The following is a 21,732-nucleotide window of genomic DNA, read 5'->3' on the forward strand; positions in this document are numbered from 1 at the left end:
ATGTCCAAGAACGGTCCTTTCGCCCTGCTGTTCCATACCCTGGTGGTGCTGTTCATGCTGGCGCCACTGGTGGTGGTTTGCCTGGTGGCCTTCACCCCGGAAAACACCCTGAGCCTGCCGACCACCGAGTTTTCCTTACGCTGGTTCCGTGCAGTGTTCGAGCGTGCCGACTTTATCGATGCGTTTTACAACAGCCTGATCCTGGCGTTCTGCGCCGCCAGCCTGGCGACGTTGATTGCGGTGCCGGCGGCGTTGGCGATCACCCGTTTCGAGTTCCCGGGACGGGACTTTTTCAACGGGCTGTTTTTGTCGCCAATCATCATTCCGCACCTGGTGCTGGGCGTTGCGTTGTTGCGTTTGTTTGCGCTGATGGGCGTCAACGGCAGTTTTTCCTGGCTGATCTTCGCCCATGTGCTGGTGATTACACCGTACGTGTTACGTCTGGTGCTGGCCTCGGCCATCGGCCTGGACCGCAGCGCCGAACACGCCGCGCAATCGCTCGGTGCCGGACGCTTCACGCTGTTTCGGGAAATCACCTTGCCGATGATTCTGCCGGGCGTCGCCGGTGGCTGGCTGCTGGCGTTCATCAACAGTTTTGACGAGGTCACGCTGTCGATTTTCGTCACCTCGCCGGCCACGCAAACCCTGCCGGTGCGCATGTATGTGTACGCCACCGAATCCATCGATCCGATGATGGCGGCGGTGTCGGCCCTGGTGATTGCGCTGACTGCGCTGACCATGATTTTGCTTGATCGGGTCTACGGCCTGGATCGGGTTCTGGTGGGTAAACAATGAGGGCGCCATGGCTCTGCTGAAACGACTGGCCGAAGGCGACCGCCCGGCCGTGACCTTTACCCTCGACGGCCAACCGGCCAGCGGGTTGCTCGGTGACACACTGCTGACGGCGGTGCTGACCAGCAGCGAACACCTGCGCGGCAGCGATTTCAGCGCCCAGCCCCGGGCTGGTTTCTGCCTGATGGGCGCCTGTCAGGACTGCTGGGTTCGACTGGGCGATGGCCGACGCGTGCGCGCCTGCTCAACGCTGCTCGAACCCGGCCAGCACATCACCCGCGAACCGGGACGCACCGTATGAACAAACATTCCATCTGCAGAAACCGGATCCCCTGTGGGAGCGGGCTTGCCCGCGAAAGCGGTCAGTCTGCTGGCATATCTGCTGAATGTGCCGCCCCCTTCGCGAGCAAGCCCGCTCCCACAGGGGGTCTGCGGCGGGCACAAAAATCAGCTGCCACCCCCATCAACTGTGGGAGCGGGCTTGCCCGCGATAGCGGTTTGTCTGCCAGCATATCTGCTGAATGTGACGGCCTCATCGCGAGCAAGCTCGCTCCCACAAGGGGTCTGCGGCGGGCACAAAAATCAGCTGCCACCCCCATCAACTGTGGGAGCGAGCCTGCTCGCGATAGCGGTCTGTCTGCCAGCGCATTCGTTGAATTTAACGCCCTCATCGCGAGCAGGCTCACTCCCACAAGGGGTCTGCGGCGGGCACAAAAATCAGCTGCCACCCCCATCAACTGTGGGAGCGAGCCTGCTCGCGATAGCTATCGGTCTGCTGGCGCATTCGTTGAATTTAACGCCCTCATCGCGAGCAAGCTCACTCCCACAAGGGGTCTGCGGCGGGCACAAAAATCAGCTGCCACCCCCATCAACTGTGGGAGCGGGCTTGCCCGCGATAGCGGTTTGTCTGCCAGCATATCTGCTGAATGTGACGGCCTCATCGCGAGCAGGCTCACTCCCACAAGGGGTCTGTGGCGGGCACAAAAATCAGCTGCCACCCCCATCAACTGTGGGAGCGGGCTTGCCCGCGATAGCTATCGGTCTGCTGGCGCATTCGTCGCAGGTGACGCCCTCATCGCGAGCAAGCCCACTCCCACAGGGGGACTGCGGTGGACACAAAAACCGGTTGCAACTCCCGCTGGAGTTTGGTTGCGATCTCAGGGGAGCCAGGTATGAAGCCTGTAATCATTGTCGGTGCCGGGCCGGCAGGGATTCGTGCGGCGCAGACGTTGGTGGCGCATGGTGTTCGTCCGGTGTTGCTGGATGAAGCGGCACGCGGTGGCGGGCAGATTTATCGGCGCCAGCCGGCGAACTTCAAGCGTTCAGCGGTCAAGCTGTATGGCTTTGAAGCGCGCAAGGCCAATGCGTTGCATCAGACAATCGATGCGCTGCGCGAACAACTGGATTATCGCCCCGAGACGCTGGTCTGGAACGCCGAAGCCGGCGCACTGGACACCGTGCATGAGACGCGTGCCACACGACTGGAATTCTCCCGTGTGATAGTCGCCACCGGTGCCACCGACCGGATTCTGCCGGTGCCAGGCTGGACCTTGCCGGGTGTCTACAGCCTCGGCGCGGCGCAGATCGCCCTGAAATTCCAGGGCTGCGCCATCGGTGAACGCGTGGTGTTCGCCGGCAGCGGACCGTTGCTCTATCTGGTGGCCTATCAATACGCCAAGGCCGGCGCGAAAGTGCTCGCGGTGCTCGACAGCTCGCCGCTCAGCGCCCAGGCCCGCGCCCTCCCCGGCCTGCTGTCACAACCGTCCACGCTGGCCAAAGGCATTTATTACCGCAGCTGGCTGACCGCCCACGGCATCCCGGTGCATCAAGCGGCAACCCTGAAACGCATCAATGGCGAACAGCGCGTGCAATCGCTGGATTGGTCCAACGCCATCGGGGAACAGTCGCTTGAGTGCGACGCCGTTGCCTTCGCCCACGGTCTGCGCAGCGAAACCCAACTCGCCGACTTGCTCGGCTGCCAATTCACCTGGAACCCGCTCAACCGCGCCTGGCTGCCGCAGCGTGACAGCGCCGGTCGCAGCAGTGTCGCCGAGGTTTATCTGGCCGGTGACGGCGCCGGCATCATGGGCGCCGACGCCGCGGAAATGGCCGGCGAACGCGCAGCGCTGGCACTGCTCGAAGACATCGGTTACCTGATCGCGCCACACCGTGGCGCGCAACTGGAGCAGGCACTGGGCTGCATCGAGACCTTTCGCCACGGCCTGGAACGCGCCTTCATGTTTCCCGAACACTGGGCCGCCGATACACCCGACGAGGTGATGATCTGCCGCTGCGAAGAAGTACGGGCCGCAGATATCCGCGAAGTGGTGCGCGAAGGCCATTGGGAGATCAACCGGGTCAAGGCGCATTGCCGCGTGGGCATGGGTCGCTGCCAGGGACGGATGTGCGGTGCCGCAGCGGCAGAAGTCATTGCCTGGGAAAGTGGGCGCCCGATCTCGCAGATCGGTCGATTGCGCGCTCAGGCACCGATCAAACCCCTGCCGTTCGGTCTGGAGATCGAGCCATGATCGAAGTCGATGCAATCATCATTGGCGGCGGCATAGTCGGTGCCTCGGCTGCGCTGTTTCTGAGCAAGGCCGGTCGCCGCGTGGCCCTTCTTGAGCGAGACTTTTGCGGCTCGCATTCCAGCGGCGTGAACTACGGCGGCGTGCGGCGCCAAGGGCGTCCGCTGTCGCAACTGCCGTTGTCGCAACAGGCCCACGCGCTGTGGGGACAGCTGCCGCAACTGATCGGCATCGACGGCGAATATCAGCGCAGCGGCCACTTGAAACTGGCCCGCAGTCATCACGATCTGCAGGCCTTGCAGGACTATGCCGCCAGCAGTCAGGGCTTCGGCCTCGATTTGCAGGTACTCGATCGCACTGAACTGCGCGCACGTTTTCCCTGGGTCGGCGACGTCGCCGTTGGCGCATCTTTCTGCCCGGACGACGGCCACGCCAACCCACGACTGGTGTCCCCGGCCTTCGCCCAGACCGCGCGGCGCCACGGTGCGCAGATCCATGAACAATGCCCGGTCACGGCGGTGGAACACGACGGCCAGCGCTTTCGTGTCAGCACGCAAACCGGCCTGGAATTGCACGCGCCCTGGCTGCTCAATTGCGCCGGTGCCTGGGCTGGCAGCCTGGCCGAACACTTCGGCGAAGCGGTGCCCATGCACGCCGGCCATCCGGCCATGCTGGTCACCGAACCGTTGCCGCTGGTGATGAACGCCAGCACCGGCGTCGAGGGTGGCGGCATCTACGCCCGTCAGGTCGCACGGGGCAATTGTGTGTTGGGCGGCGGCCAGGGTTTTGCCCTCGACGAGGCGCGCGCCCGACCCGGCCAACACGCCGTAATCGAGATCCTGCGCCAGGCCGTTGAGCTTTACCCGTTTCTGCAAGGCGCCCAGGCGATTCGCACCTGGAGCGGCACCGAAGGTTACCTGCCCGATCGCCAGCCGGTGATCGGCCATAGCAGCACCCGACCGGGTCTGTTGCACGCATTCGGCTTTGCCGGCGCGGGCTTCCAGATCGGTCCTGCGGTGGGCCAGGCGCTCACCGAGATCATCTGCAGCGGCGCCGCAAAGACGTCGCTGGATGCGTTTTCCATCACCCGGTTTCACTCCATCTCCGTAGCTTGATAGAGGAAGGTCGCGCCAATGAATAACGTCAAACGTAGTGCACTGCTCGGTTTCTCCTGTCTGACCGCCCTGCTCACGGTCACCCAGGCACAGGCCGAACCCACGCTTTATCTGGGCATGAACGGCGGGACCATGGAGCGGCTCTACGCCGACAAGGTGCTGCCGGTTTTCGAGAAAGCCAACAACCTCAAAGTGGTGATCGTGCCGGGGACTTCCGCCGATATCCTGGCCAAGGTCCAGGCCAGTAAAGGCAACCCACAGATGCACGTGATGTTCCTCGACGACGGCATCATGTACCGTGCCATCGCCATGGGCTTGTGCGACAAACTCCAGGACAGCGCGCCACTGGCGCAGATTCCGGCCAAGGGTCGGATCAAGGATCAAGCGGTGGCGGTCAGCCTCGGGGTGACCGGGCTGGCGTACAACACGCGGCTGTTCAAGGAAAAAGGCTGGGCGGCGCCGACCTCGTGGATGGACATGGCCGATCCGCGCTTCAAGGACAAAGTGGTGTTCCAGTCGATGGCGTCTTCGACCTTCGGTTTGCACGGTTTCCTGATGTTCAACCGGATTCAGGGCGGCAGCGAAACCGACGTCGAGCCGGGCTTCAAGGCATGGCCGAACACCGTCGGGCGCAACGTGCTGGAATACATTCCGAGTTCGGCGAAGATTTCCGAAATGCTCCAGACCGACGAAGCCGCGCTGTTCCCGTTGACCCCGACCCAGGTCACCGCGCTCAAACTCAAAGGCATGCCGGTGGAATATGCGCAGCCTAAAGAAGGCGCCGTGGTGCTCAACGTGGCCGAGTGCGCCATCGCCAACAACACTCAACCGGAACTGGCGCAAAAGCTCGCCGCTTTCCTGCTGACACCCGAAGCACAAGCCGCCGCGCTTGAAGATGGCGACCAGATCCCGTCCAACCCCAATACCCCGACCACCGACAAGACCCGTGGTCAGGTCGAGGCAATGAAGCAGTATCTGACCACTGCGATTGCGATCGATTGGGACCAGGTCAACGAACAGCGTCCGGCGTGGAATGCGCGCTGGAATCGCAGCATCGAACGCTAGATCATCAGGCATGACGCCCTCTCTGCAGTAGCTGGCCAACGCTGCTGCAGGAGTACGCGTCGCAGTGGTCGATTTATTCACCGTTTGGTTAAACTACGCCGCGGCAGCTCGAGGGAGTCTGCCTGACGACGACGAGGTAACCTCACAGTGGCCATTCGACCGCCCAACCATTCGCGACGCCCGCCACGCTGGACGATGTTGCGCCGCCTGTTCGGCAAGGCGTTTGCTGCACCTGCCGGCAGCACCGCGACAGGTCAAGTGGTTCACGACTTCTTCCGTCACCGCGCCCATACTCAGGGCTACACCCTCAGCCACAGCCAGCTACGGGTAATCGACTGCATGGCGCAGCACGCTTCGGCGCTGCTCGGCACCTCGGAAAAAACCCTTCCTGGCATGTATTTGCATGGTGCGGTCGGTCGCGGCAAGAGCTGGCTGCTCGACGGCTTTTTCCAGGCCATCCCGATTGCCGGAAAACAGCGCCTGCACTTTCATGAGTTTTTTGCCCGCCTGCATCAAGGCATGTTCACCCATCGTGATCATCCCGATGCGCTGGACATCACCCTCGATACGCTGCTAAGCGACTGCCGCGTGCTGTGTTTCGACGAGTTCCATGTCCACGACATCGGCGATGCGATGCTCATCACGCGGCTGTTCAAGGCCCTGTTTCGTCGCGGCATCCTGCTGTTGGTGACCTCCAATTACCCGCCGGAAGGTTTGTTGCCCAACCCGCTCTACCACGCGCGGTTCAAACCGGTGATTGACTTGATCCATGCGCGCATGCAGGTCATGGAGGTCGGTGGGCCACACGACTACCGCAGCCAGATGAGAACCCACGCGCATCAGCTGTTTACCCAGGGCCGGTACGTCTGGCCGGGCTCGGTGGCGCAACGTCAGGCGCTGGACTTGCCCGAACGTGACACGTCACCCCTGCAGTTGCCGGTCGGCACCCGCCACCTCCCCGCGCGATATTGCGACGAACGCACCATCGGTTTTACCTTCGCCGACCTGTGCGAACACCCCACGGCGGTTATGGATTATCTGGAGTTGTGCCGGCGTTTCGACCGCTGGATCATCGACGCCCTGCCCTCGCTTGCAGACTGCTCGATCGCGGCGCAGCAGCGTTTCATCAATTTGATCGACGTTTTGTACGATCAGGACAAACACCTGACGTTGCTTGGCCAGCAGTCGTTGTGCGAGAGCCTGGCCGGCAATGCCATAGACCTGGCGCGCACGCGCAGCCGGTTGGGACAGTTGGTGGAAGTGCGGGAGCCATAGTTTTTGTGCTGCCGCCCCCGGCCCCTTCGCGAGCAGGCTCGCTCCCACCCCAGGTCGGCGCCAGCCAAGGCAACGCGGTCAACTGTGGGAGCGAGCCTGATCGCGATAGCGGCCTCACAGGCCGAACGGATTTACCGGTATCATGCCGCCCGCGCCCTTTCCTCGATCAATAGCGAACCCGCCCATGGATACCCTCGCCCAACTGCGCGCCGGTCAACTGACAGGCATCACCCGTCTGGATCTGGCCTGCGGCCTGACTGAATTTCCACGAGAAATCTTCGACCTCGCCGACTCGCTGGAAGTGCTCAACCTCAGTGGTAACGCGTTGAGCAGCCTGCCCGACGACCTGCATCGTCTGACCCGTTTGCGTGTGCTGTTTTGTTCGGACAACCTGTTCACCGAACTGCCCGCCTGCATCGGTCAATGCGCCGCGCTGACGATGATCGGTTTCAAGGCCAATGCGATTGAAAAGGTGCCCGCCGAAGCGCTGCCGCCATTGCTGCGCTGGCTGATCCTGACCGATAACCACATCGGCGAGCTGCCCGATGAGCTGGGCGATCGGCCGTACCTGCAAAAACTCATGCTCGCCGGCAATCGCTTGCAGCGCCTGCCCGAGCGCCTGAGCCAGTGCCATCGACTCGAGCTGATTCGCATCGCCGCCAACCAGCTGACCGAACTTCCCGAGTGGCTACTGACCCTGCCAAGCCTGACCTGGCTGGCATATGCCGGTAACCCTCTGGAAACCGAAGCGGATGTCGCGGCGCTGGATGCCACGACGAGCATTGCATGGACCGAGTTGCGCCTGGAACAGCAACTGGGCGAAGGCGCATCAGGGGTGATTCATCGCGCCACCTGGACACCGCCAGGCCAAGCGGCCACCCCCGTCGCGGTGAAACTCTACAAAGGCGAAATGACCAGCGATGGCTCGCCACTGCACGAAATGAACGCCTGCATCACGGCCGGCCTTCATCCCAATCTGATCCGGGTCGAAGGTCGCATCGTTGATCATCCCGAGCAGCAAGCCGGGCTGGTGATGCAACTGATCGATCCGAGCTATCGCAACCTGGCTGCGCTGCCGAGCCTGGCATCCTGTACCCGAGACGTGTACACCGAAGACACCCGCTTCAGTGCCGACGTCGCGTTGCGCATGGCCCGCGGCATCGCCTCGGTGGCCGAGCATCTGCACGACCAGGGCATCACCCACGGCGATCTCTACGGCCACAATATTTTGTGGAACGAGCACGGGGATTGTCTGCTGGGGGACTTTGGCGCGGCGTCGTTCCATGCGACCTCCGACAGCCTGGAAAGCCGTGCGCTGCAACGGATCGAAGTGCGGGCATTCGGGGTGTTGCTGGGGGAATTGCTGGAGCGGATCGACTCAGGGCTGAGCGATGCAGAACGTGTCCGACTGGAAGCGTTGCAGCAGCGCTGCTGTCAGCCGGATGTGCTGGCGCGGCCCGGGTTCAGTGAGATTGTGGGATTACTTGATATCCAGTGACCGCTACGCGGTCAATCGCGGGCGAGCCCGCTCCCACAGGGTTTTGTGTCGTTCACTTATTTTGTGATCGATACAAAATCCCTGTGGGAGCGGGCTTGCCCGCGAAGACGGCCTGTCAGGCGACAAAACCGTCAACGCTGGAATGCTTAACCCGCCAGACCCACAAACATGTCCTGCACATCATCATGGTTATCGAGGCCTTCCAGGAACGCCTCGACTTCAGCCATCTGCTCGTCGCTCAAACCGCTGACCGGGTTTTTCGGCTGGTAGCCCAACTTGGCCGACAATACCGTGAAGCCTTGCTCTGGCAGGGCTTTCTGAACCGCGTCCAGGTCTGCAGGCTCAGTCAGGAACAGCGTTGTGCCCTCTTCTTCACCGGGCTCGAAATCCTGGGCACCGGCTTCGATCGCGGCCATTTCCGGATCGGCATCCGGGCTGTCCGGGGACGCTTCGATCATGCCCACATGGTTGAAATCCCACGACACCGAACCGGAAGCACCCAGTTGGCCCTTGCGGAACGCCACGCGGATTTCAGCCACGGTGCGGTTGATGTTGTCAGTCACGCATTCAACGATCAGCGGCACCTGATGCGGTGCGAAGCCTTCATACGTCACGCGATGGTATTGCACGGTTTCGCCCAACAGGCCCGCGCCTTTCTTGATCGCGCGATCCAGGGTTTCCTTTGGCATCGAGGCTTTCTTGGCCTGCTCGACCACCAGGCGCAGGTGAGCGTTGGTGGCAGTATCGGCACCGTTACGCGCAGCAATGGTGATTTCTTTCACCAGTTTGCCGAAGATCTTGCCCTTGGCGTTAGATGCCGCTTCTTTGTGTTTAACCTTCCACTGTGCGCCCATTACTCACTCTCTTGATCTGTGGCGCCGAGACATCTATTGGCCGACGCATGGCGCAAGTTTATACGGCCTAAAGAAGGCAATCGACCAAAAAATCCACCCGTTCATGCCCATGACGTATCGACATCTTCACCACTGCTTGTAGGGCAATTCCCAAAAGTCGATTTACGCTGACCATTCATGGCCGTGGTTTCGTACCCTCTGCGCCCATCTCCCATGGCAGAAGCGTGTTCGATGCACAACGACAAGGAAAGTCCCTACACCCTGGCACTCCTGAACGACGGTTTGAATGTGCAGGTGTCGCAGTTCAGTGGCCGTGAAAGCCTCAACCAGCCTTATCGTTTCGACATCGAAGTGATCGGTCTGACGCCGGCGATAAAACTCGAGCAGTTGCTGCATCAGCCGGCGTTCCTGAGCCTGGACGGCGAAACCGGCATTCACGGCCTGCTGCACGGTGCCCGGCGTGAACATCGTGGCCCGCACGGGATCGGCTACAACCTGGTGCTGGTACCGCGCCTTCAGCTCCTGGACGGACAACCTCATCGGCGGGTGTTTCATCAGCTCAGCGTGCCCGACATCCTGCGTCAGCTGCTGGCAGAAAACGCGTTACCCACCGACAGCTACCGCTTTGAACTGCCGAGCACGCGCTATCCCGTCCGGCCATTCTGCATACAGTTCGAGGAGAGCGACCTGGCATTCCTGCAACGGCTATGCGAGGAAGAAGGCATCCACTTTCACTTCGAACATCAGCGCGCCGGCCATGTGCTGGTGCTGGCGGATGACAGCCTGAGCTTTCCCCAGGCGCCGCGGTTGATGCCGTTTCACGGCGAGACGGCCGATTCAGCTAACGGCCCGGTGATCCGCGAGTTGTTCCAGCGTCACACCTCGCCAACGCTGGGCGCTCACCCGGCCGCGCCATGCCTCGACCGTGCACAGGTCAGTCGCCGAATCCTCGAACGCCTGCGCTGCAAGCATCGGCAGATAGAGGGTCATAGCAACCACCGTGATCTGCGCAGTGGGTGCATCGTGCAAGTGTCGGAACATCCGATCACGAACTTCAACGATCAATGGCTGCTGACCGACATTCAGCATCAGTGCCAGCAGCCGTCGATGCTCTCCGAGGCCGCACCCGACAGGGCCTGGCACTACAGCAATCAGTTCAGCGCCATTCCCTGGTCGACAGCGTTCCGGCCCGCGTTGACACGGGCCCGCCCAGTCATTGCCGGTTTGCAACCGGCGCGCGTGCTGGGCCCGGTCGGGCAACCGGCAGTGCTGGATGATCAAGGGTGGATACACGTCAGCTTATGGCCAACGCCGCTGGCCGATGAAACCGCCGGACTGTGGATACCCCTGGCCCTGGCAACGCCGGACGGGCAAATTGACCCGTCCAGGCTGCCACTCGCCGGCACCGAGGTGCTCATCAGCTTTCTCGACAGCGACCCGGACCGTCCGGTGCTGTGTGCCACCGCAGGCAATCCGCCAACGCCTCGAAGCGCTTACCCGCCACGCAGCGATGGCCGCTTGCTGCTTGATTGGCTGGTCAATCGATAGACGCGCTCACCCCTTGTCAGCCTTCCCCGCCGCCGCTGCGAATTTGGCCAGGCGCACGTCCAAATGCCGTGGCCGGCGCCCGTGATCCTCGGCGCGCTCCTTGCGGCGGATGGCGTTGCGCACCATCAAGGAGCCAAGGTAACGAATCGGTTCCGGCGGGAAAAAACCCAAGGGGCCATTTACCAGAGGTGAACGGGTCCAGACGTTGTCCAGCCCCTGAACCAGCGAGGCCAGAATCTGCCCGCCCATATGGCACGGGCCGACGCCGCTGCCGGAATAACCGAAACCGTAAAACACATTACCGCAGGCGCTCATCTGGCCGAAAAACGGCAAACCGGTGACCGAGCGATCCGAAGGACCGTTCCAGGTGGCCTCGACCTTGACCTGGGCGAACGCCGGGAAAAACTCGCTCAGGCTGTGCCGCAACAAACCGGCATAAGGCGACGGTTGATCGAACACCGGCAACATCCGCCCGCCGTACGCAAAGGTGTTGCCACCCTTGCCGAGCATGATTCGACCGTCCGGGGTGTTGTGGTAGTAGTGCACGAATATCCGCGAATCGAGCACCGTGACACCGCTGGTCAAACCGATGTCGTTGAGCAGATCGGGCCGCGGTTCGGTGATCAGCATGTCGCTGGAAACGATCGCCACGCTGCGTTCGAACTGGGGAAATGCACGGGCCATCCAGGCGTTCATGGCCAGCACCACATGGTCGGCGCGGATGGTGCCGCCGACGGTTTTAACCCCGGCAGGCTTGCCCTCCTCCAGCCCGGTCATCGCGGTGTGCTCGTGAATTCGCACGCCCAGTTGCAAGGCGACCCGGCGCAGACCGCGCACCAGTTTGCCCGGCTGCACACTCGCGGCGGCGGGCGAAAACCAGCCTTCCAGGTGTTTGCTGGAGCCGGCCATGCGCTGCACGTCGGCGACCGGTCGTTGGGTAAAAGAGTTGATGCCGTTGCGCTCCAATGCGGCAATCACAGCATCGGTCGAACCGCATTGCGCGCGATTGGTCGCGGTGTAGAGCGTGCCATCGAGACGGTAGTCGGCATCGACGCCATACCGTTCGCAGAAGGCGCCGATCGCATAAATGCTGCGCTCCGACTCCTTGACCAGACGCACCGCCTCCTCGATGCCGAACAACCTTTCCAGCGTGAAAAACTTGGCTGACCACGACAGCGCGCAACCACCATTGCGGCCGCTCGCACCGGCACCGCAGATGTCTGCCTCGATCAGCAGCACATCCAGTTCGGGGTTCTGCTCCTTGAGCATGATCGCGGTCCATAACCCGGTGTAACCACCGCCGACGATGCACACATCGGCGCGGGTGTCGCCCGACAAAGGTTCGCACGGCGCGCAGGTCTCGGCCTCCAGCGCCTGTTCCAGCCAGAAAGGTCTCATCGGTTTTTTTCCTCAGGTACGCAGGGGTTTGACAGGCATCGCCTGGTTGGGCACAAAGGCGCTGTCGGTACGCAGGCCAGCCGGACGGCTGTTCCAGTGCGGGATCAGGACCAGGGCGGAGAACATCGCGCAGCCGGCGAAGACGATGAACACCGTGACCGAGTCGAAATAGCCTGGCAGCAAGCCACCGAGAATCGCTCCGACCGAACCGCAACCGTTGACGAACCCGGCCGCCGTGGCGCCCGCCTTGGCCGTGCCGAAATCAATCGCCGCCGCGCCGCTGATCATCGAGTCCGGTCCGTACAGCGTCAGGCCCATGACGAACAGCAGCGCCACCACCAGCATGACGCTGCCGGTGTGCAAGGCGCCCATGAACAGCGCCAAAGAAACGGTCAGGGCCAACAGACTGAGCACGCAGGCCGGCATGCGTCGAGCGCCGAACAGTTTGTCCGACGCCAGGCCCAGCAGGATCGGCCCCAGCAGCCCGGCCAGTTCGAAAGAGGTGGGAATGATCGCCGCACCGACCTTGCCCACCGACGGCATCTGCTCGAAAACAATCACCGGCCCCCACAGCAGAATCGCGTAGCGCGCCGGTTTCAACAGGAAGTACGCGAGGCCGAGAATCAGCACCGTGCGATTGCGCAGGATTTCCTTTAACGGCTCCAGAGCGCTGATCTTGCTCTGCGCAAGGGATTCTTCAGCCGTGAGTTCCGGCTCCGGTTCCACCGCTGGCAAGCCGACGTCTTGCGGTTTGTTGCGTTGAAAAATAAAAAACAGCACGGCGACCAGCCCAACCACCGCCGCACTGGAAAAGAACGCCGCGTGCCAGGTGCCGATGAGCGTGTACGCCCACCAACCGGCAAACGGCGAGGCCACCAGCCCGCCAAAGGCGTAGCAGGAGCTCCATAGTCCAAGCACCCTGCCGCGCTGCTCGGCGGGGAAGAAACTGCCAATGTTCTTGCACAACCCCGACCATCCGGTCGACTGGGCCAGGCCCTGGATCAACATGCAGGTGGCGAAAATCGGTAACGTCGCGAAACTGCCCATCACCAGGGCGGCTGCCGCAGAAATCAGCAACCCGCCGAGAACCACAACCCGTGGACCAAAGCGGTCGGCGAGGATGCCCCAGGTGAATTGACCGATGGCGTAAGCCGTCAGGTAGATGGCGTCGAGGTTGGCCATGGCCATTTTGTCGAGCATGAAGGTGGGGTCTTCGGCGATCCCCAGTTTGGCCACGGAAAACGCTTTGCGAGTGAAATAGAATGCGGCGTAGGCGAGCCAGGTGATCGCGAAGATCTGTACGCGCCAACGCTTGATGGTGCCGATGGGATTGTTCATTGTGGTTCTGACCTCAGGTGTGAGTGTGCCGGCAGAATTGGAAGAAAACGCCTGTGTTTTTTATTGTTAAGCACTTCGATATCGCCGCTTCCCTGAGGCGATACCGGTCAGATGAGCCTGTTGTTGCTCGCATAGGCTCATGGCACCGATGCTGTTCGACTGATCAGTCACCGGGGCTGAGGCCGATAAAAACAATTACTGATTAATAAGTGAAATCGATTTATCGTATTTCCAATATAAGTTCAGCTTGTTAGTTGAGGTTTCGATGTCGGTTTCCCACGCCCAGCTCAAAGCCTTCCATGCCGTGGCCGTCCACGGAAGTTTCACCAAAGCCGCCGAGCGGCTGTTTCTCACGCAACCGGCAATTTCCGATCAGGTGCGCAAACTCGAAGAGCGCTTCGGTGTGTTGCTGTTCCATCGCAATAAACGCTCGGTGCGCCTGACCGACCTGGGCGAGCGTTTACTGGGCATTACCCAGCGGTTGTTCGTGATCGAGGCCGAGGCGCAGGAGCTTTTGCATGACTCCCGGGCGTTGCAGACTGGCAGCCTGATTCTCGCGGTGGATGCACCGGTGCACGTGCTGCCGCAAATTGCGCGCGTCTGTGAGCGCTACCCCGGCATCAGCGTGAAGATCGAAACCGGCAACACCGATGAATCACTGTTTCGCCTGTTCAACTATCAGGCCGATCTAGCGCTGTTGGGCCGGGATGTCAGTGACGAACGATTGATTTCGCTGCCGCTGCGCAACGATCCGATGGTGGCGTTCGTGTCGCGCAATCATCCATGGGCGGATCGCGAGTCGATCTGCCTCGCTGACCTGGACGACACGCCGCTGGTGCTGCGGGAAATCGGCTCAGTCACGCGTCAAACCCTGGAAGAGGAAATGGCCCGGGCCGGGTTTCGGATTCGTCCGGCGATTGAAGTTGAAGGGCGGGAAGCGGCGCGTGAGGCGGTGGTCGTGGGGATTGGCGTTGGCGTGGTCTCGGCTGCGGAGTTTGGCGCGGATTCACGGGTCTGCGCCTTGCCCATTACCGATTGCACCCGGCGCCTGACCGAGACACTGGTGTGCTTGCGCGAGCAGAGTTCGCGGCGGGTGGTGGCGACGTTTCTGGAGATGGTTCGCGAGAGTCTGGTGTAAACAGGTCCGCCCCCTTCGCGGGCAAGCCCGCTCCCACAGGGATTTCGTGAGCGCTGGAAATCCAGTGTGGGAGCGGGCTTGCTCGCGAAGGCCGCGCCGCGGTCTATCTCACATCAGCCAAATCAAAAAACGCCCGGATCAAACGCAAATCCCGCCGCCGCTCCATGCACCCGATCATGTGCCGGTTCACCAACCCCTCCCCCATGATCGGCACGGCCGCCACCCGCGGGTCGTGGCTGACTTCCACTGACGACACTACGCCAACGCCCAACTCGGCCGCCACCGCCTCGGTCACCGCTTCGCGGCTGTCCAGCTCCAGCAACACCCGTGGATGGACCGACGCCGTCGCGCACGCCTGATCAAACGTGCGCCGGGTGATCGAGCTCGGCTCACGCAACACCATGATCACCTGATCCAGCGCCTTGAGCTTCACGCTGCTTGCGGTTGCCCAAGGATGACTGTCAGGCACCAGCGCGCAAATCCGTGATTCGCTCAACGCTTGCAGATGCAACCCCTTGCGCGGCTCGACCTCGGTCAACACCGCCACGTCGGCATGCTCGGACAACAGCGCGGCCAAGGTTTCCTGGGCATTGCCCAAGCGCAGGTTCACCGTGATCCCCGGATACCGCGCACGCAGACTGGCTAGCATTGGCATGACCATGTGCGGCCCATCCGCCGCGACTTCCAGGCGCCCGGTCAGCAACTGCCGGTTCGCTTCCAGCATCACCTGCGCCTCTTCGGCCAGGCCGAACATCGCCCGGGTGATCGCCGCCAGTTTGGTGCCCTCCTCCGTCAGCTCCACGCGCCGTGCGGTGCGGCGCAGCAGGGTGATTTGGTAGTGCTCTTCCAATGCTTTTATGTGCCCGGTCACCGCTGGCTGGCTGATGAACAGGCGCTCGGCCGCACGGGTGAAGCTGCCTTCGCGGGCCACGGCGTCGAAGGCGCGAAGCTGGAACAGGTTCATGGATAACTCTCACTGATGGCTGGCATAACAACAAACAATTTGATTGATAGCACGCCGAATTGCAATTTATGTCCCGTAGCTTCATCCCACAGAGAGCTTTTGCGAGGACACAAGAATGAGTATTGCCGAGCCAATCCTGCTCACCCCCGGCCCACTGACCACCTCCAGCCGCACCCGCCAGGCGATGATGGTCGACTGGGGTTCATGGGATGACCGCTTCAATCAACTGACCGCTAGCCTCTGCGAGCAACTGCTGGCAATCATCAACGGCGGCGACAGCCACCACTGCGTGCCGTTGCAAGGCAGCGGCACCTTCGCCGTCGAAGCGGCCATCGGCACCTTGGTGCCGCGTGACGGCAAAGTGCTGGTGCTGATCAATGGCGCCTACGGCAAACGCCTGGCGAAAATCTGCGAGGTGCTCGGCCGCTCGTTCAGCACCTTCGAAACCGCCGAAGACGAACCGACCACCGCCGCCGACGTCGACCGCCTGTTGCACGCCGACGCCAGCATTAGCCACGTCGCACTGATCCACTGCGAAACCAGCACCGGTATCCTCAACCCGCTGCCGCAAATCGCCGACGTCATCGCGCAGCACGGCAAACGCCTGATCATCGATGCCATGAGCTCGTTTGGCGCCCTGCCGATCGACGCGCAACAGGTGCCCTTCGACGCATTGATCGCCGCCTCGGGCAAGTGCCTGGAAGGAGTGCCGGGCATGGGCTTCGTCTTCGCCCGCAAAGACGCATTGGCCAGCGCGGCCGGCAACTCGCATTCATTGGCCATGGACCTTTTCGACCAGCACACCTACATGGCCAAGACCGGCCAATGGCGCTTCACTCCGCCGACCCACGTGGTCGCCGCGCTGCATGAAGCCCTGCTGCAATACAACGAAGAAGGCGGCTTGCCGGCCCGGCATCAGCGCTACGCCAACAATTGCCAGGTGCTACTGGATGACATGGCCAAGCTGGGGCTGCGCAGTTTTTTACCCGCCGAAATCCAGGCGCCGATCATCGTCACCTTCCACGCACCGAAGGACCCGCGCTACCAGTTCAAGGAATTCTACGAACGCGTCAAGGCCAAGGGTTTCATCCTCTACCCCGGAAAATTGACCCAGGTCGAAACCTTCCGCGTCGGCTGCATCGGCCACGTCAACCAGGCCGAGATGCACGCGGCCGTGGCGGCGGTGGCCGAAGTGCTGCGCGAGATGGAAGTCCTCGAAATCTGAATCACACAACAATCCCTGTGGGAGCGAGCCTGCTCGCGATGAGGCCCGATCAGCCAACCTTGATGTTGAATGACAGTCCGCTATCGCGAGCAGGCTCACTCCCACAAAGAGCCGATTAGCCAGCTATTACAGGAATTTGATCACCATGAACTACACCAACCCAACCAAACTCCAGGCCGCCATCCTCGACTGGGCCGGCACCGTGGTCGACTTCGGTTCGTTCGCGCCCACGCAGATTTTTGTCGAAGCGTTCGCCGAATTCGACGTCCAGGTCTCCATCGAAGAAGCGCGCGGGCCGATGGGCATGGGCAAGTGGGACCACATTCGCACCCTGTGCGATCAGCCGGAAGTCGCCGAGCGTTATCGCAAAGTGTTCGGACGCACGCCGACCGACGATGATGTCACCGCCATCTACCAACGCTTCATGCCGCTGCAAATCGAGAAAATCGCCGAGCACTCGGCATTGATTCCCGGCGCGCTGGACACCATTGCCAAGTTGCGCGAACAAGGCATCAAGATTGGCTCCTGCTCCGGTTATCCAAAGCAGGTCATGGACAAAGTGGTCGAACTGGCGGCCACCAATGGTTACGTGGCCGACCATGTGGTCGCCACCGACGAAGTCCCCAACGGTCGCCCGTGGCCGGCCCAGGCCTTGGCCAACGTTATTGCGCTGGGCATCGATGATGTCGGCGCCTGCGTCAAGATCGATGACACCGTGCCAGGCATCCTCGAAGGTCGTCGCGCCGGCATGTGGACCGTTGCGCTGATCTGCTCGGGCAATGCGCTGGGCCTGGACTATGAAGGCTATCGCGCCCTCGGCAGCGAGCAACTGGCCAGCGAGCGCAAACGGATTCACGCGCTGTTCGAAGGTTCGCGGCCGCACTACATGATCGACACCATCACCGACTTGCCGCTGGTGATCGCCGACATCAACAAACGCCTGGCCAATGGCGAGATGCCACAAAGCAGCTGATGGCGCTGCCGGCATGAAAAGCGCCAGTTCCCGAACGGAACTGGCGCTTTTTTTTGCACGGTCACTTGATCCAGAGCGTTGAAGGGCGAAATAGCCACAGGCAAAACCGCTAAAGCGGATTACAGTTAAGGAACATCGTCGAACAAGAACGGTGGGCTTTTGACCAGACCTGTGAGGAACACCGTATGCCGTGGAAAAACTCGGAATCACGCTACAGCACTGTATCAATCACGCTGCACTGGTTGATGCTGGTGCTGCTGGCGCTGGTTTACGCCTGTATCGAATTTCGTGGGATCTTTCCCAAAGGCAGTGGCGGCCGAGCATTGATTACCGAATCGCACTTCATGCTGGGCCTGACGGTGTTCGTGCTGGTCTGGCTCAGACTATTCGCCCGCAGCCTGGGCCCGGCACCGCAAATTTTCCCGGCGTCCCCTCATTGGCAAGTCACGCTTGCCAGGGTGATGCACTGGGCGTTGTACATTTTCATGATCGCGATGCCGATACTGGGATGGCTGGTGACCAGCGCCAAGGGGCAACAGGTGATGTTCTACGGTATCGACCTGCCGATGCTGATTCCGGAAGACAAGACGCTGGCCAAGCAAATCCAGGGTTGGCATGAGCTGGGCGGCACCATCGGTTACTGGCTGATCGGCCTGCATGCGTTGGCGGGGATTTATCACCACTATGTCGTGGGTGATAACACGTTGCTGCGGATGATGCCCAAACGCAGCTGAACACCACTCATTGAAACCCGCGGCGGCCTTGCAAGCCGCCGGTGTGGATGAAGATCAAGCGTGTGCCCCTGGCGAATGTTCCCGCCTCGATTTGCTGCTTGAGCATCAACAACGCTTTACCGGTGTACAACGGTTCGAGCGGAAGGCCGCTGGTTTGTTCGGTCTGTTCGATGAAGTCGAGTAACAGCGGATCGACCTTGGCAAAGCCGCCCCGGCTGGCATCGAACAGCTCGTAAGCCGAATGCTGCAAGCCGGCCTCGTGGATGATTGATGCGACCTGTTGCGCGACCCCGTGATCGTCAGGCACCGCCAGCGCGCCGTACACCTTGCGTCTACCCGCCTCGGCCAGCACCAGGCCAGCCAGCGTCGTGCCCGTTCCGCAGGCCAGCCACCAACCGTGGTAGTCGCTCCAGCCCAGTTCACTGAGCTGCTCACTGACCATTGCCCTCAATTGCACACAGCCCATCGCGCCCGGCAAACCGCCGCCTCCTTCCGGCACCGGGTACAGGTCAGGATATTGCGCCTGCCATGGCTGCCAGAAACCTGCTTCGTGCCGCGCTCGATAACCGCCGTAACCCAGCCAGTGCAACTCCATGCCGAATGCCTGCAAGTCGTTCACCGTCGGGGGGTCTTGTGGATGGCCGCGCAACAGTCCCACCGTATTGAATCCAAAGCGCTTGCCCGCGGCCGCCAGCGCATGCAGATGATTGGAGTGAGCTCCGCCCAGGCTGATGATGCCTTTGGCACCCATCCGGTCGGCGGCTTTGAGGTGTTCGATGAGTTTGAACCACTTGTTGCCGCTGATCAGTGGATCGATCAGGTCAAGACGCAGGATGGCGACTTCGATGCCGGCGGTGCTTAGCCAGTCGAGGTGCAGGGGTTGGAGCGGGGCCTGGGGGAGCCAGTCGTTGGGAGGGAGAAGCATCGGTGCTGGCTCTGGGTAAAGAGCCAGCATCTTAGCAGCCTTGAGAATGCCATCGCGGGCAAGTCCGCTCCCACATCTGATCTTCGGTGCGACACAGATCGAGTGTGGGAGCGAGCCTGCCCGCGATGGCCATTGGCGCGCTGAACCTGCCGTTACAACTCGGCAGCCAACCGCGAACCCTGATTGATCGCGCGTTTGGCATCCAGCTCCGCCGCCACATCCGCGCCACCGATCAAATGCACATTCTGCCCCGCCGCCACCAGGCCCTCCTGCAATTCACGCAGCGGATCCTGCCCGGCGCAAATCACGATGTTATCCACCGCCAGCAGTTGCGGCTCGCCGGTTTCACCGATGCGGATGTGCAGGCCTTCGTCGTCGATCTTCAGGTATTCAACGCTGTTGAGCATCTGCACCTGCTTGTTCTTCAGACCGGTACGGTGAATCCAGCCGGTGGTTTTACCGAGGCCGTCACCGACCTTGGATTTCTTGCGTTGCAGCAGGAACACGTCCCGCGCCGGTGCATGCGGCTCAGCCTTGATCCCCGCGACACCGCCGCGCGCTTCCAGATGCGTGTCGATGCCCCACTCTTTCCAGAACGCTTCACGGTCCTGGCTAGTGGACACGCCTTGATGCACCAGGAATTCCGACACGTCGAAACCGATACCGCCCGCGCCAATCACCGCCACACGCTTGCCGACCGGTTTGCGCTGCAGAATCACGTCCAGGTAACTCAGCACCTTGGCGTTCTCGATGCCGGGAATGGCTGGAGTTCTCGGGGCGATACCCGTGGCCAGAATGATCTCGTCGTAGCCGCCATCAACCAGTTTCGCCACGTCGACGCGGGTGTTCAGGCACACCTCGACGTTGGTGGTCTGCAGCTTGCGGTTGAAGTAGCGCAGGGTTTCGAAGAACTCTTCCTTGCCCGGCACGCGTTTGGCGACGTTGAACTGCCCGCCGATTTCGCTGGCCGAGTCAAACAGCGTCACCGAGTGCCCACGCTCCGCAGCAACGGTCGCTGCCGACAGCCCGGCAGGACCGGCACCAACCACGGCGATTTTCTTGATCTGTTGCACCGGCAAATAGTTGAGCTCGGTTTCATGGCACGCGCGCGGGTTGACCAGGCAACTGGTCAACTTGCCGCCGAACGTGTGATCCAGGCACGCCTGGTTGCAACCGATGCAGGTGTTGATTTCATCGCCACGGCCAGCGGCAGCCTTGTTGACGAACTCCGGGTCGGCGAGGAACGGACGCGCCATGGAGACCATGTCGGCATCACCTTCGGCCAGAATCTGTTCAGCCACTTCCGGGGTGTTGATGCGGTTGGTGGTGATCAGGGGAATGTTCACCGAACCGCGCAGCTTGGCGGTGACTTTGCTGAACGCCGCACGTGGGACTTTGGTGGCGATGGTCGGAATCCGCGCTTCATGCCAGCCAATGCCGGTGTTGATGATCGTCGCACCGGCCTGCTCGATGGCCTTGGCCAGCGTCACGATTTCTTCCCAGGAGCTACCGCCTTCCACCAGATCGAGCATCGACAAGCGGAAGATAATGATGAAGTTGGGGCCAACGGCTTCGCGCACACGACGCACGATTTCCACTGGCAGGCGCATACGGTTTTCGTAGCTGCCGCCCCAACGGTCGGTGCGGTGGTTGGTGTGGGCGGCGAGGAACTGGTTAATGAAATAACCTTCGGAGCCCATGATCTCGACACCGTCGTACTCGGCTTTTTGCGCCAGGGTCGAGCAGGTGACGAAATCGCTGATTTGCTTCTCGATGCCTTCCTCGTCCAGCTCTTTGGGCTTGAACGGGTTGATCGGCGCTTGAATGGCGCTCGGCGCAACCTGTTTCGGGCTGTAGGCGTAACGGCCGGCATGGAGAATCTGCATACAGATCTTGCCGCCCGCCTCGTGCACCGCGCGGGTCACGATCTGGTGCTTGAGCGCTTCTTCCTCAGTGGTCAGCTTGGCCGCGCCGGAATAGACGCCGCCCTCATCGTTCGGGCCGATACCGCCGGTCACCATCAGGCCAACGCCGCCACGGGCACGTTCGGCAAAGTAGGCTGCCATGCGCTCGAAACCGCCGGGTTTCTCCTCAAGACCGGTGTGCATCGACCCCATCAGGGTGCGGTTGCGCAGCGTGGTAAAACCCAGGTCCAGCGGGGCCAACAGGTGCGGGTAGTGAGCGGCGGCCATTCGGTAACTCCACATCGAGCGATCACGGGGAAAATGCAGGAGCTCTTCGGCTCCCGTCAGTCATGGTGGACAGACTAAGAGTCGCGTCCCTGTCACTCAATGACCGAAACTGACAACTTATTGATCCAAATGCGCAGCGCCCCTTGGCAAGCACCGGCATGCGCCCTACCCTA

At 61.6% G+C, this 21,732-nt stretch carries 18 protein-coding genes; 12 read left to right on the top strand and 6 right to left on the bottom strand.

What is annotated here, in order from left to right; translation table 11 throughout:
- The 7 genes from K5K95_RS31395 (at position 1) to K5K95_RS31425 (ending at position 8,270) form a co-directional block, all read left to right on the top strand.
- Complete coding sequence (locus K5K95_RS31395) at positions 1 to 795, top strand: ABC transporter permease (RefSeq protein ID WP_222587664.1); 795 nt, start codon at positions 1 to 3, stop codon at positions 793 to 795.
- A gap of 7 nt (positions 796 to 802) precedes the next feature.
- Positions 803 to 1,093, top strand: coding sequence for a (2Fe-2S)-binding protein (locus tag K5K95_RS31400; RefSeq protein WP_222587665.1), 291 nt, complete (start codon positions 803 to 805; stop codon positions 1,091 to 1,093).
- An 871-nt stretch (positions 1,094 to 1,964) separates the two neighbouring features.
- The gene (locus K5K95_RS31405; RefSeq protein ID WP_222587666.1) at positions 1,965 to 3,320 is read left to right on the top strand and encodes an NAD(P)/FAD-dependent oxidoreductase; all 1,356 of its coding nucleotides are present in this window, start codon (positions 1,965 to 1,967) and stop codon (positions 3,318 to 3,320) included.
- The gene (locus K5K95_RS31410; protein ID WP_222587667.1) at positions 3,317 to 4,432 is read left to right on the top strand and encodes an NAD(P)/FAD-dependent oxidoreductase; all 1,116 of its coding nucleotides are present in this window, start codon (positions 3,317 to 3,319) and stop codon (positions 4,430 to 4,432) included. The genes K5K95_RS31405 and K5K95_RS31410 overlap by 4 nt, the downstream gene beginning before the upstream one ends.
- A gap of 18 nt (positions 4,433 to 4,450) precedes the next feature.
- Positions 4,451 to 5,497: an ABC transporter substrate-binding protein gene (locus tag K5K95_RS31415; RefSeq protein ID WP_222587668.1), complete on the top strand. Its 1,047-nt coding sequence runs from the start codon at positions 4,451 to 4,453 to the stop codon at positions 5,495 to 5,497.
- 147 nt (positions 5,498 to 5,644) lie between these two features.
- A complete protein-coding gene (gene zapE / locus K5K95_RS31420) occupies positions 5,645 to 6,772 on the top strand; it encodes a cell division protein ZapE (RefSeq protein WP_222587669.1) in 1,128 nt (375 codons plus the stop codon).
- 184 nt (positions 6,773 to 6,956) lie between these two features.
- Positions 6,957 to 8,270, top strand: a complete 1,314-nt coding sequence (locus K5K95_RS31425) for a protein kinase (RefSeq protein ID WP_222587670.1) — start codon at positions 6,957 to 6,959, stop codon at positions 8,268 to 8,270.
- A 146-nt stretch (positions 8,271 to 8,416) separates the two neighbouring features.
- Here K5K95_RS31425 and K5K95_RS31430 read toward each other — a convergent pair whose 3' ends face one another.
- Positions 8,417 to 9,124, bottom strand: coding sequence for a YebC/PmpR family DNA-binding transcriptional regulator (locus K5K95_RS31430; RefSeq protein ID WP_090185851.1), 708 nt, complete (start codon positions 9,122 to 9,124; stop codon positions 8,417 to 8,419).
- A 231-nt stretch (positions 9,125 to 9,355) separates the two neighbouring features.
- Here K5K95_RS31430 and K5K95_RS31435 point away from each other — a divergent pair, with 231 nt between their 5' ends.
- Complete coding sequence (locus tag K5K95_RS31435) at positions 9,356 to 10,672, top strand: type VI secretion system Vgr family protein (protein WP_222587671.1); 1,317 nt, start codon at positions 9,356 to 9,358, stop codon at positions 10,670 to 10,672.
- 6 nt (positions 10,673 to 10,678) lie between these two features.
- Here the strand turns inward: K5K95_RS31435 and K5K95_RS31440 are convergent, their stop codons facing one another.
- Together K5K95_RS31440 and K5K95_RS31445 are read right to left on the bottom strand one after the other, a co-directional pair.
- Positions 10,679 to 12,070: an FAD-dependent oxidoreductase gene (locus tag K5K95_RS31440; protein WP_222587672.1), complete on the bottom strand. Its 1,392-nt coding sequence runs from the start codon at positions 12,068 to 12,070 to the stop codon at positions 10,679 to 10,681.
- 12 nt (positions 12,071 to 12,082) lie between these two features.
- Complete coding sequence (locus K5K95_RS31445; RefSeq protein ID WP_222587673.1) at positions 12,083 to 13,408, bottom strand: MFS transporter; 1,326 nt, start codon at positions 13,406 to 13,408, stop codon at positions 12,083 to 12,085.
- 265 nt (positions 13,409 to 13,673) lie between these two features.
- On the opposite strand from K5K95_RS31445, the gene K5K95_RS31450 reads away from it, so the two are divergent.
- Positions 13,674 to 14,546, top strand: coding sequence for a LysR family transcriptional regulator (locus tag K5K95_RS31450; RefSeq protein WP_222587674.1), 873 nt, complete (start codon positions 13,674 to 13,676; stop codon positions 14,544 to 14,546).
- 103 nt (positions 14,547 to 14,649) lie between these two features.
- On the opposite strand, the gene K5K95_RS31455 is transcribed toward K5K95_RS31450, so the two are convergent.
- Entirely contained in the window at positions 14,650 to 15,510 is an 861-nt protein-coding gene (locus K5K95_RS31455; protein WP_222587675.1) for a LysR substrate-binding domain-containing protein, read from the bottom strand.
- A 115-nt stretch (positions 15,511 to 15,625) separates the two neighbouring features.
- Between K5K95_RS31455 and K5K95_RS31460 the strand changes: the two genes are divergently transcribed.
- The 3 genes from K5K95_RS31460 to K5K95_RS31470 all read left to right on the top strand — a co-directional run bounded on the left by K5K95_RS31460 (position 15,626) and on the right by K5K95_RS31470 (position 18,442).
- Entirely contained in the window at positions 15,626 to 16,735 is a 1,110-nt protein-coding gene (locus K5K95_RS31460) for a 2-aminoethylphosphonate--pyruvate transaminase (RefSeq protein WP_222587676.1), read from the top strand.
- A 145-nt stretch (positions 16,736 to 16,880) separates the two neighbouring features.
- Positions 16,881 to 17,708, top strand: a complete 828-nt coding sequence (gene phnX / locus K5K95_RS31465) for a phosphonoacetaldehyde hydrolase (RefSeq protein WP_222587677.1) — start codon at positions 16,881 to 16,883, stop codon at positions 17,706 to 17,708.
- Positions 17,709 to 17,893: 185 nt separating this feature from the next.
- Positions 17,894 to 18,442, top strand: a complete 549-nt coding sequence (locus K5K95_RS31470; RefSeq protein WP_222587678.1) for a cytochrome b — start codon at positions 17,894 to 17,896, stop codon at positions 18,440 to 18,442.
- A 7-nt stretch (positions 18,443 to 18,449) separates the two neighbouring features.
- Here K5K95_RS31470 and K5K95_RS31475 read toward each other — a convergent pair whose 3' ends face one another.
- Together K5K95_RS31475 and K5K95_RS31480 are read right to left on the bottom strand one after the other, a co-directional pair.
- Positions 18,450 to 19,367 (bottom strand): 1-aminocyclopropane-1-carboxylate deaminase/D-cysteine desulfhydrase, encoded by a 918-nt coding sequence (locus tag K5K95_RS31475; protein WP_222587679.1) that lies wholly within the window; start codon positions 19,365 to 19,367, stop codon positions 18,450 to 18,452.
- Positions 19,368 to 19,519: 152 nt separating this feature from the next.
- Positions 19,520 to 21,559, bottom strand: coding sequence for an FAD-dependent oxidoreductase (locus K5K95_RS31480; RefSeq protein WP_222587680.1), 2,040 nt, complete (start codon positions 21,557 to 21,559; stop codon positions 19,520 to 19,522).
- Positions 21,560 to 21,732: the final 173 nt, after the last annotated feature.

The sequence above is a fragment of the Pseudomonas sp. DR48 genome, from assembly GCF_019823085.1.
GTDB lineage: Bacteria > Pseudomonadota > Gammaproteobacteria > Pseudomonadales > Pseudomonadaceae > Aquipseudomonas.

What these genes read in the sequence shown, in the direction of transcription:
- K5K95_RS31395 (WP_222587664.1), top strand. Translation starts at nt 1, where the DNA reads ATGTCCAAGAACGGTCCTTTCGCCCTGCTGTTCCATACCCTGGTGGTG.
- K5K95_RS31400 (WP_222587665.1), top strand. Translation starts at nt 803, where the DNA reads ATGGCTCTGCTGAAACGACTGGCCGAAGGCGACCGCCCGGCCGTGACC.
- K5K95_RS31405 (WP_222587666.1), top strand. Translation starts at nt 1,965, where the DNA reads ATGAAGCCTGTAATCATTGTCGGTGCCGGGCCGGCAGGGATTCGTGCG.
- K5K95_RS31410 (WP_222587667.1), top strand. Translation starts at nt 3,317, where the DNA reads ATGATCGAAGTCGATGCAATCATCATTGGCGGCGGCATAGTCGGTGCC.
- K5K95_RS31415 (WP_222587668.1), top strand. Translation starts at nt 4,451, where the DNA reads ATGAATAACGTCAAACGTAGTGCACTGCTCGGTTTCTCCTGTCTGACC.
- K5K95_RS31425 (WP_222587670.1), top strand. Translation starts at nt 6,957, where the DNA reads ATGGATACCCTCGCCCAACTGCGCGCCGGTCAACTGACAGGCATCACC.
- K5K95_RS31430 (WP_090185851.1), bottom strand. Translation starts at nt 9,124, where the DNA reads ATGGGCGCACAGTGGAAGGTTAAACACAAAGAAGCGGCATCTAACGCC.
- K5K95_RS31435 (WP_222587671.1), top strand. Translation starts at nt 9,356, where the DNA reads ATGCACAACGACAAGGAAAGTCCCTACACCCTGGCACTCCTGAACGAC.
- K5K95_RS31440 (WP_222587672.1), bottom strand. Translation starts at nt 12,070, where the DNA reads ATGAGACCTTTCTGGCTGGAACAGGCGCTGGAGGCCGAGACCTGCGCG.
- K5K95_RS31445 (WP_222587673.1), bottom strand. Translation starts at nt 13,408, where the DNA reads ATGAACAATCCCATCGGCACCATCAAGCGTTGGCGCGTACAGATCTTC.
- K5K95_RS31450 (WP_222587674.1), top strand. Translation starts at nt 13,674, where the DNA reads ATGTCGGTTTCCCACGCCCAGCTCAAAGCCTTCCATGCCGTGGCCGTC.
- K5K95_RS31455 (WP_222587675.1), bottom strand. Translation starts at nt 15,510, where the DNA reads ATGAACCTGTTCCAGCTTCGCGCCTTCGACGCCGTGGCCCGCGAAGGC.
- K5K95_RS31460 (WP_222587676.1), top strand. Translation starts at nt 15,626, where the DNA reads ATGAGTATTGCCGAGCCAATCCTGCTCACCCCCGGCCCACTGACCACC.
- phnX (WP_222587677.1), top strand. Translation starts at nt 16,881, where the DNA reads ATGAACTACACCAACCCAACCAAACTCCAGGCCGCCATCCTCGACTGG.
- K5K95_RS31470 (WP_222587678.1), top strand. Translation starts at nt 17,894, where the DNA reads ATGCCGTGGAAAAACTCGGAATCACGCTACAGCACTGTATCAATCACG.
- K5K95_RS31475 (WP_222587679.1), bottom strand. Translation starts at nt 19,367, where the DNA reads ATGCTTCTCCCTCCCAACGACTGGCTCCCCCAGGCCCCGCTCCAACCC.
- K5K95_RS31480 (WP_222587680.1), bottom strand. Translation starts at nt 21,559, where the DNA reads ATGGCCGCCGCTCACTACCCGCACCTGTTGGCCCCGCTGGACCTGGGT.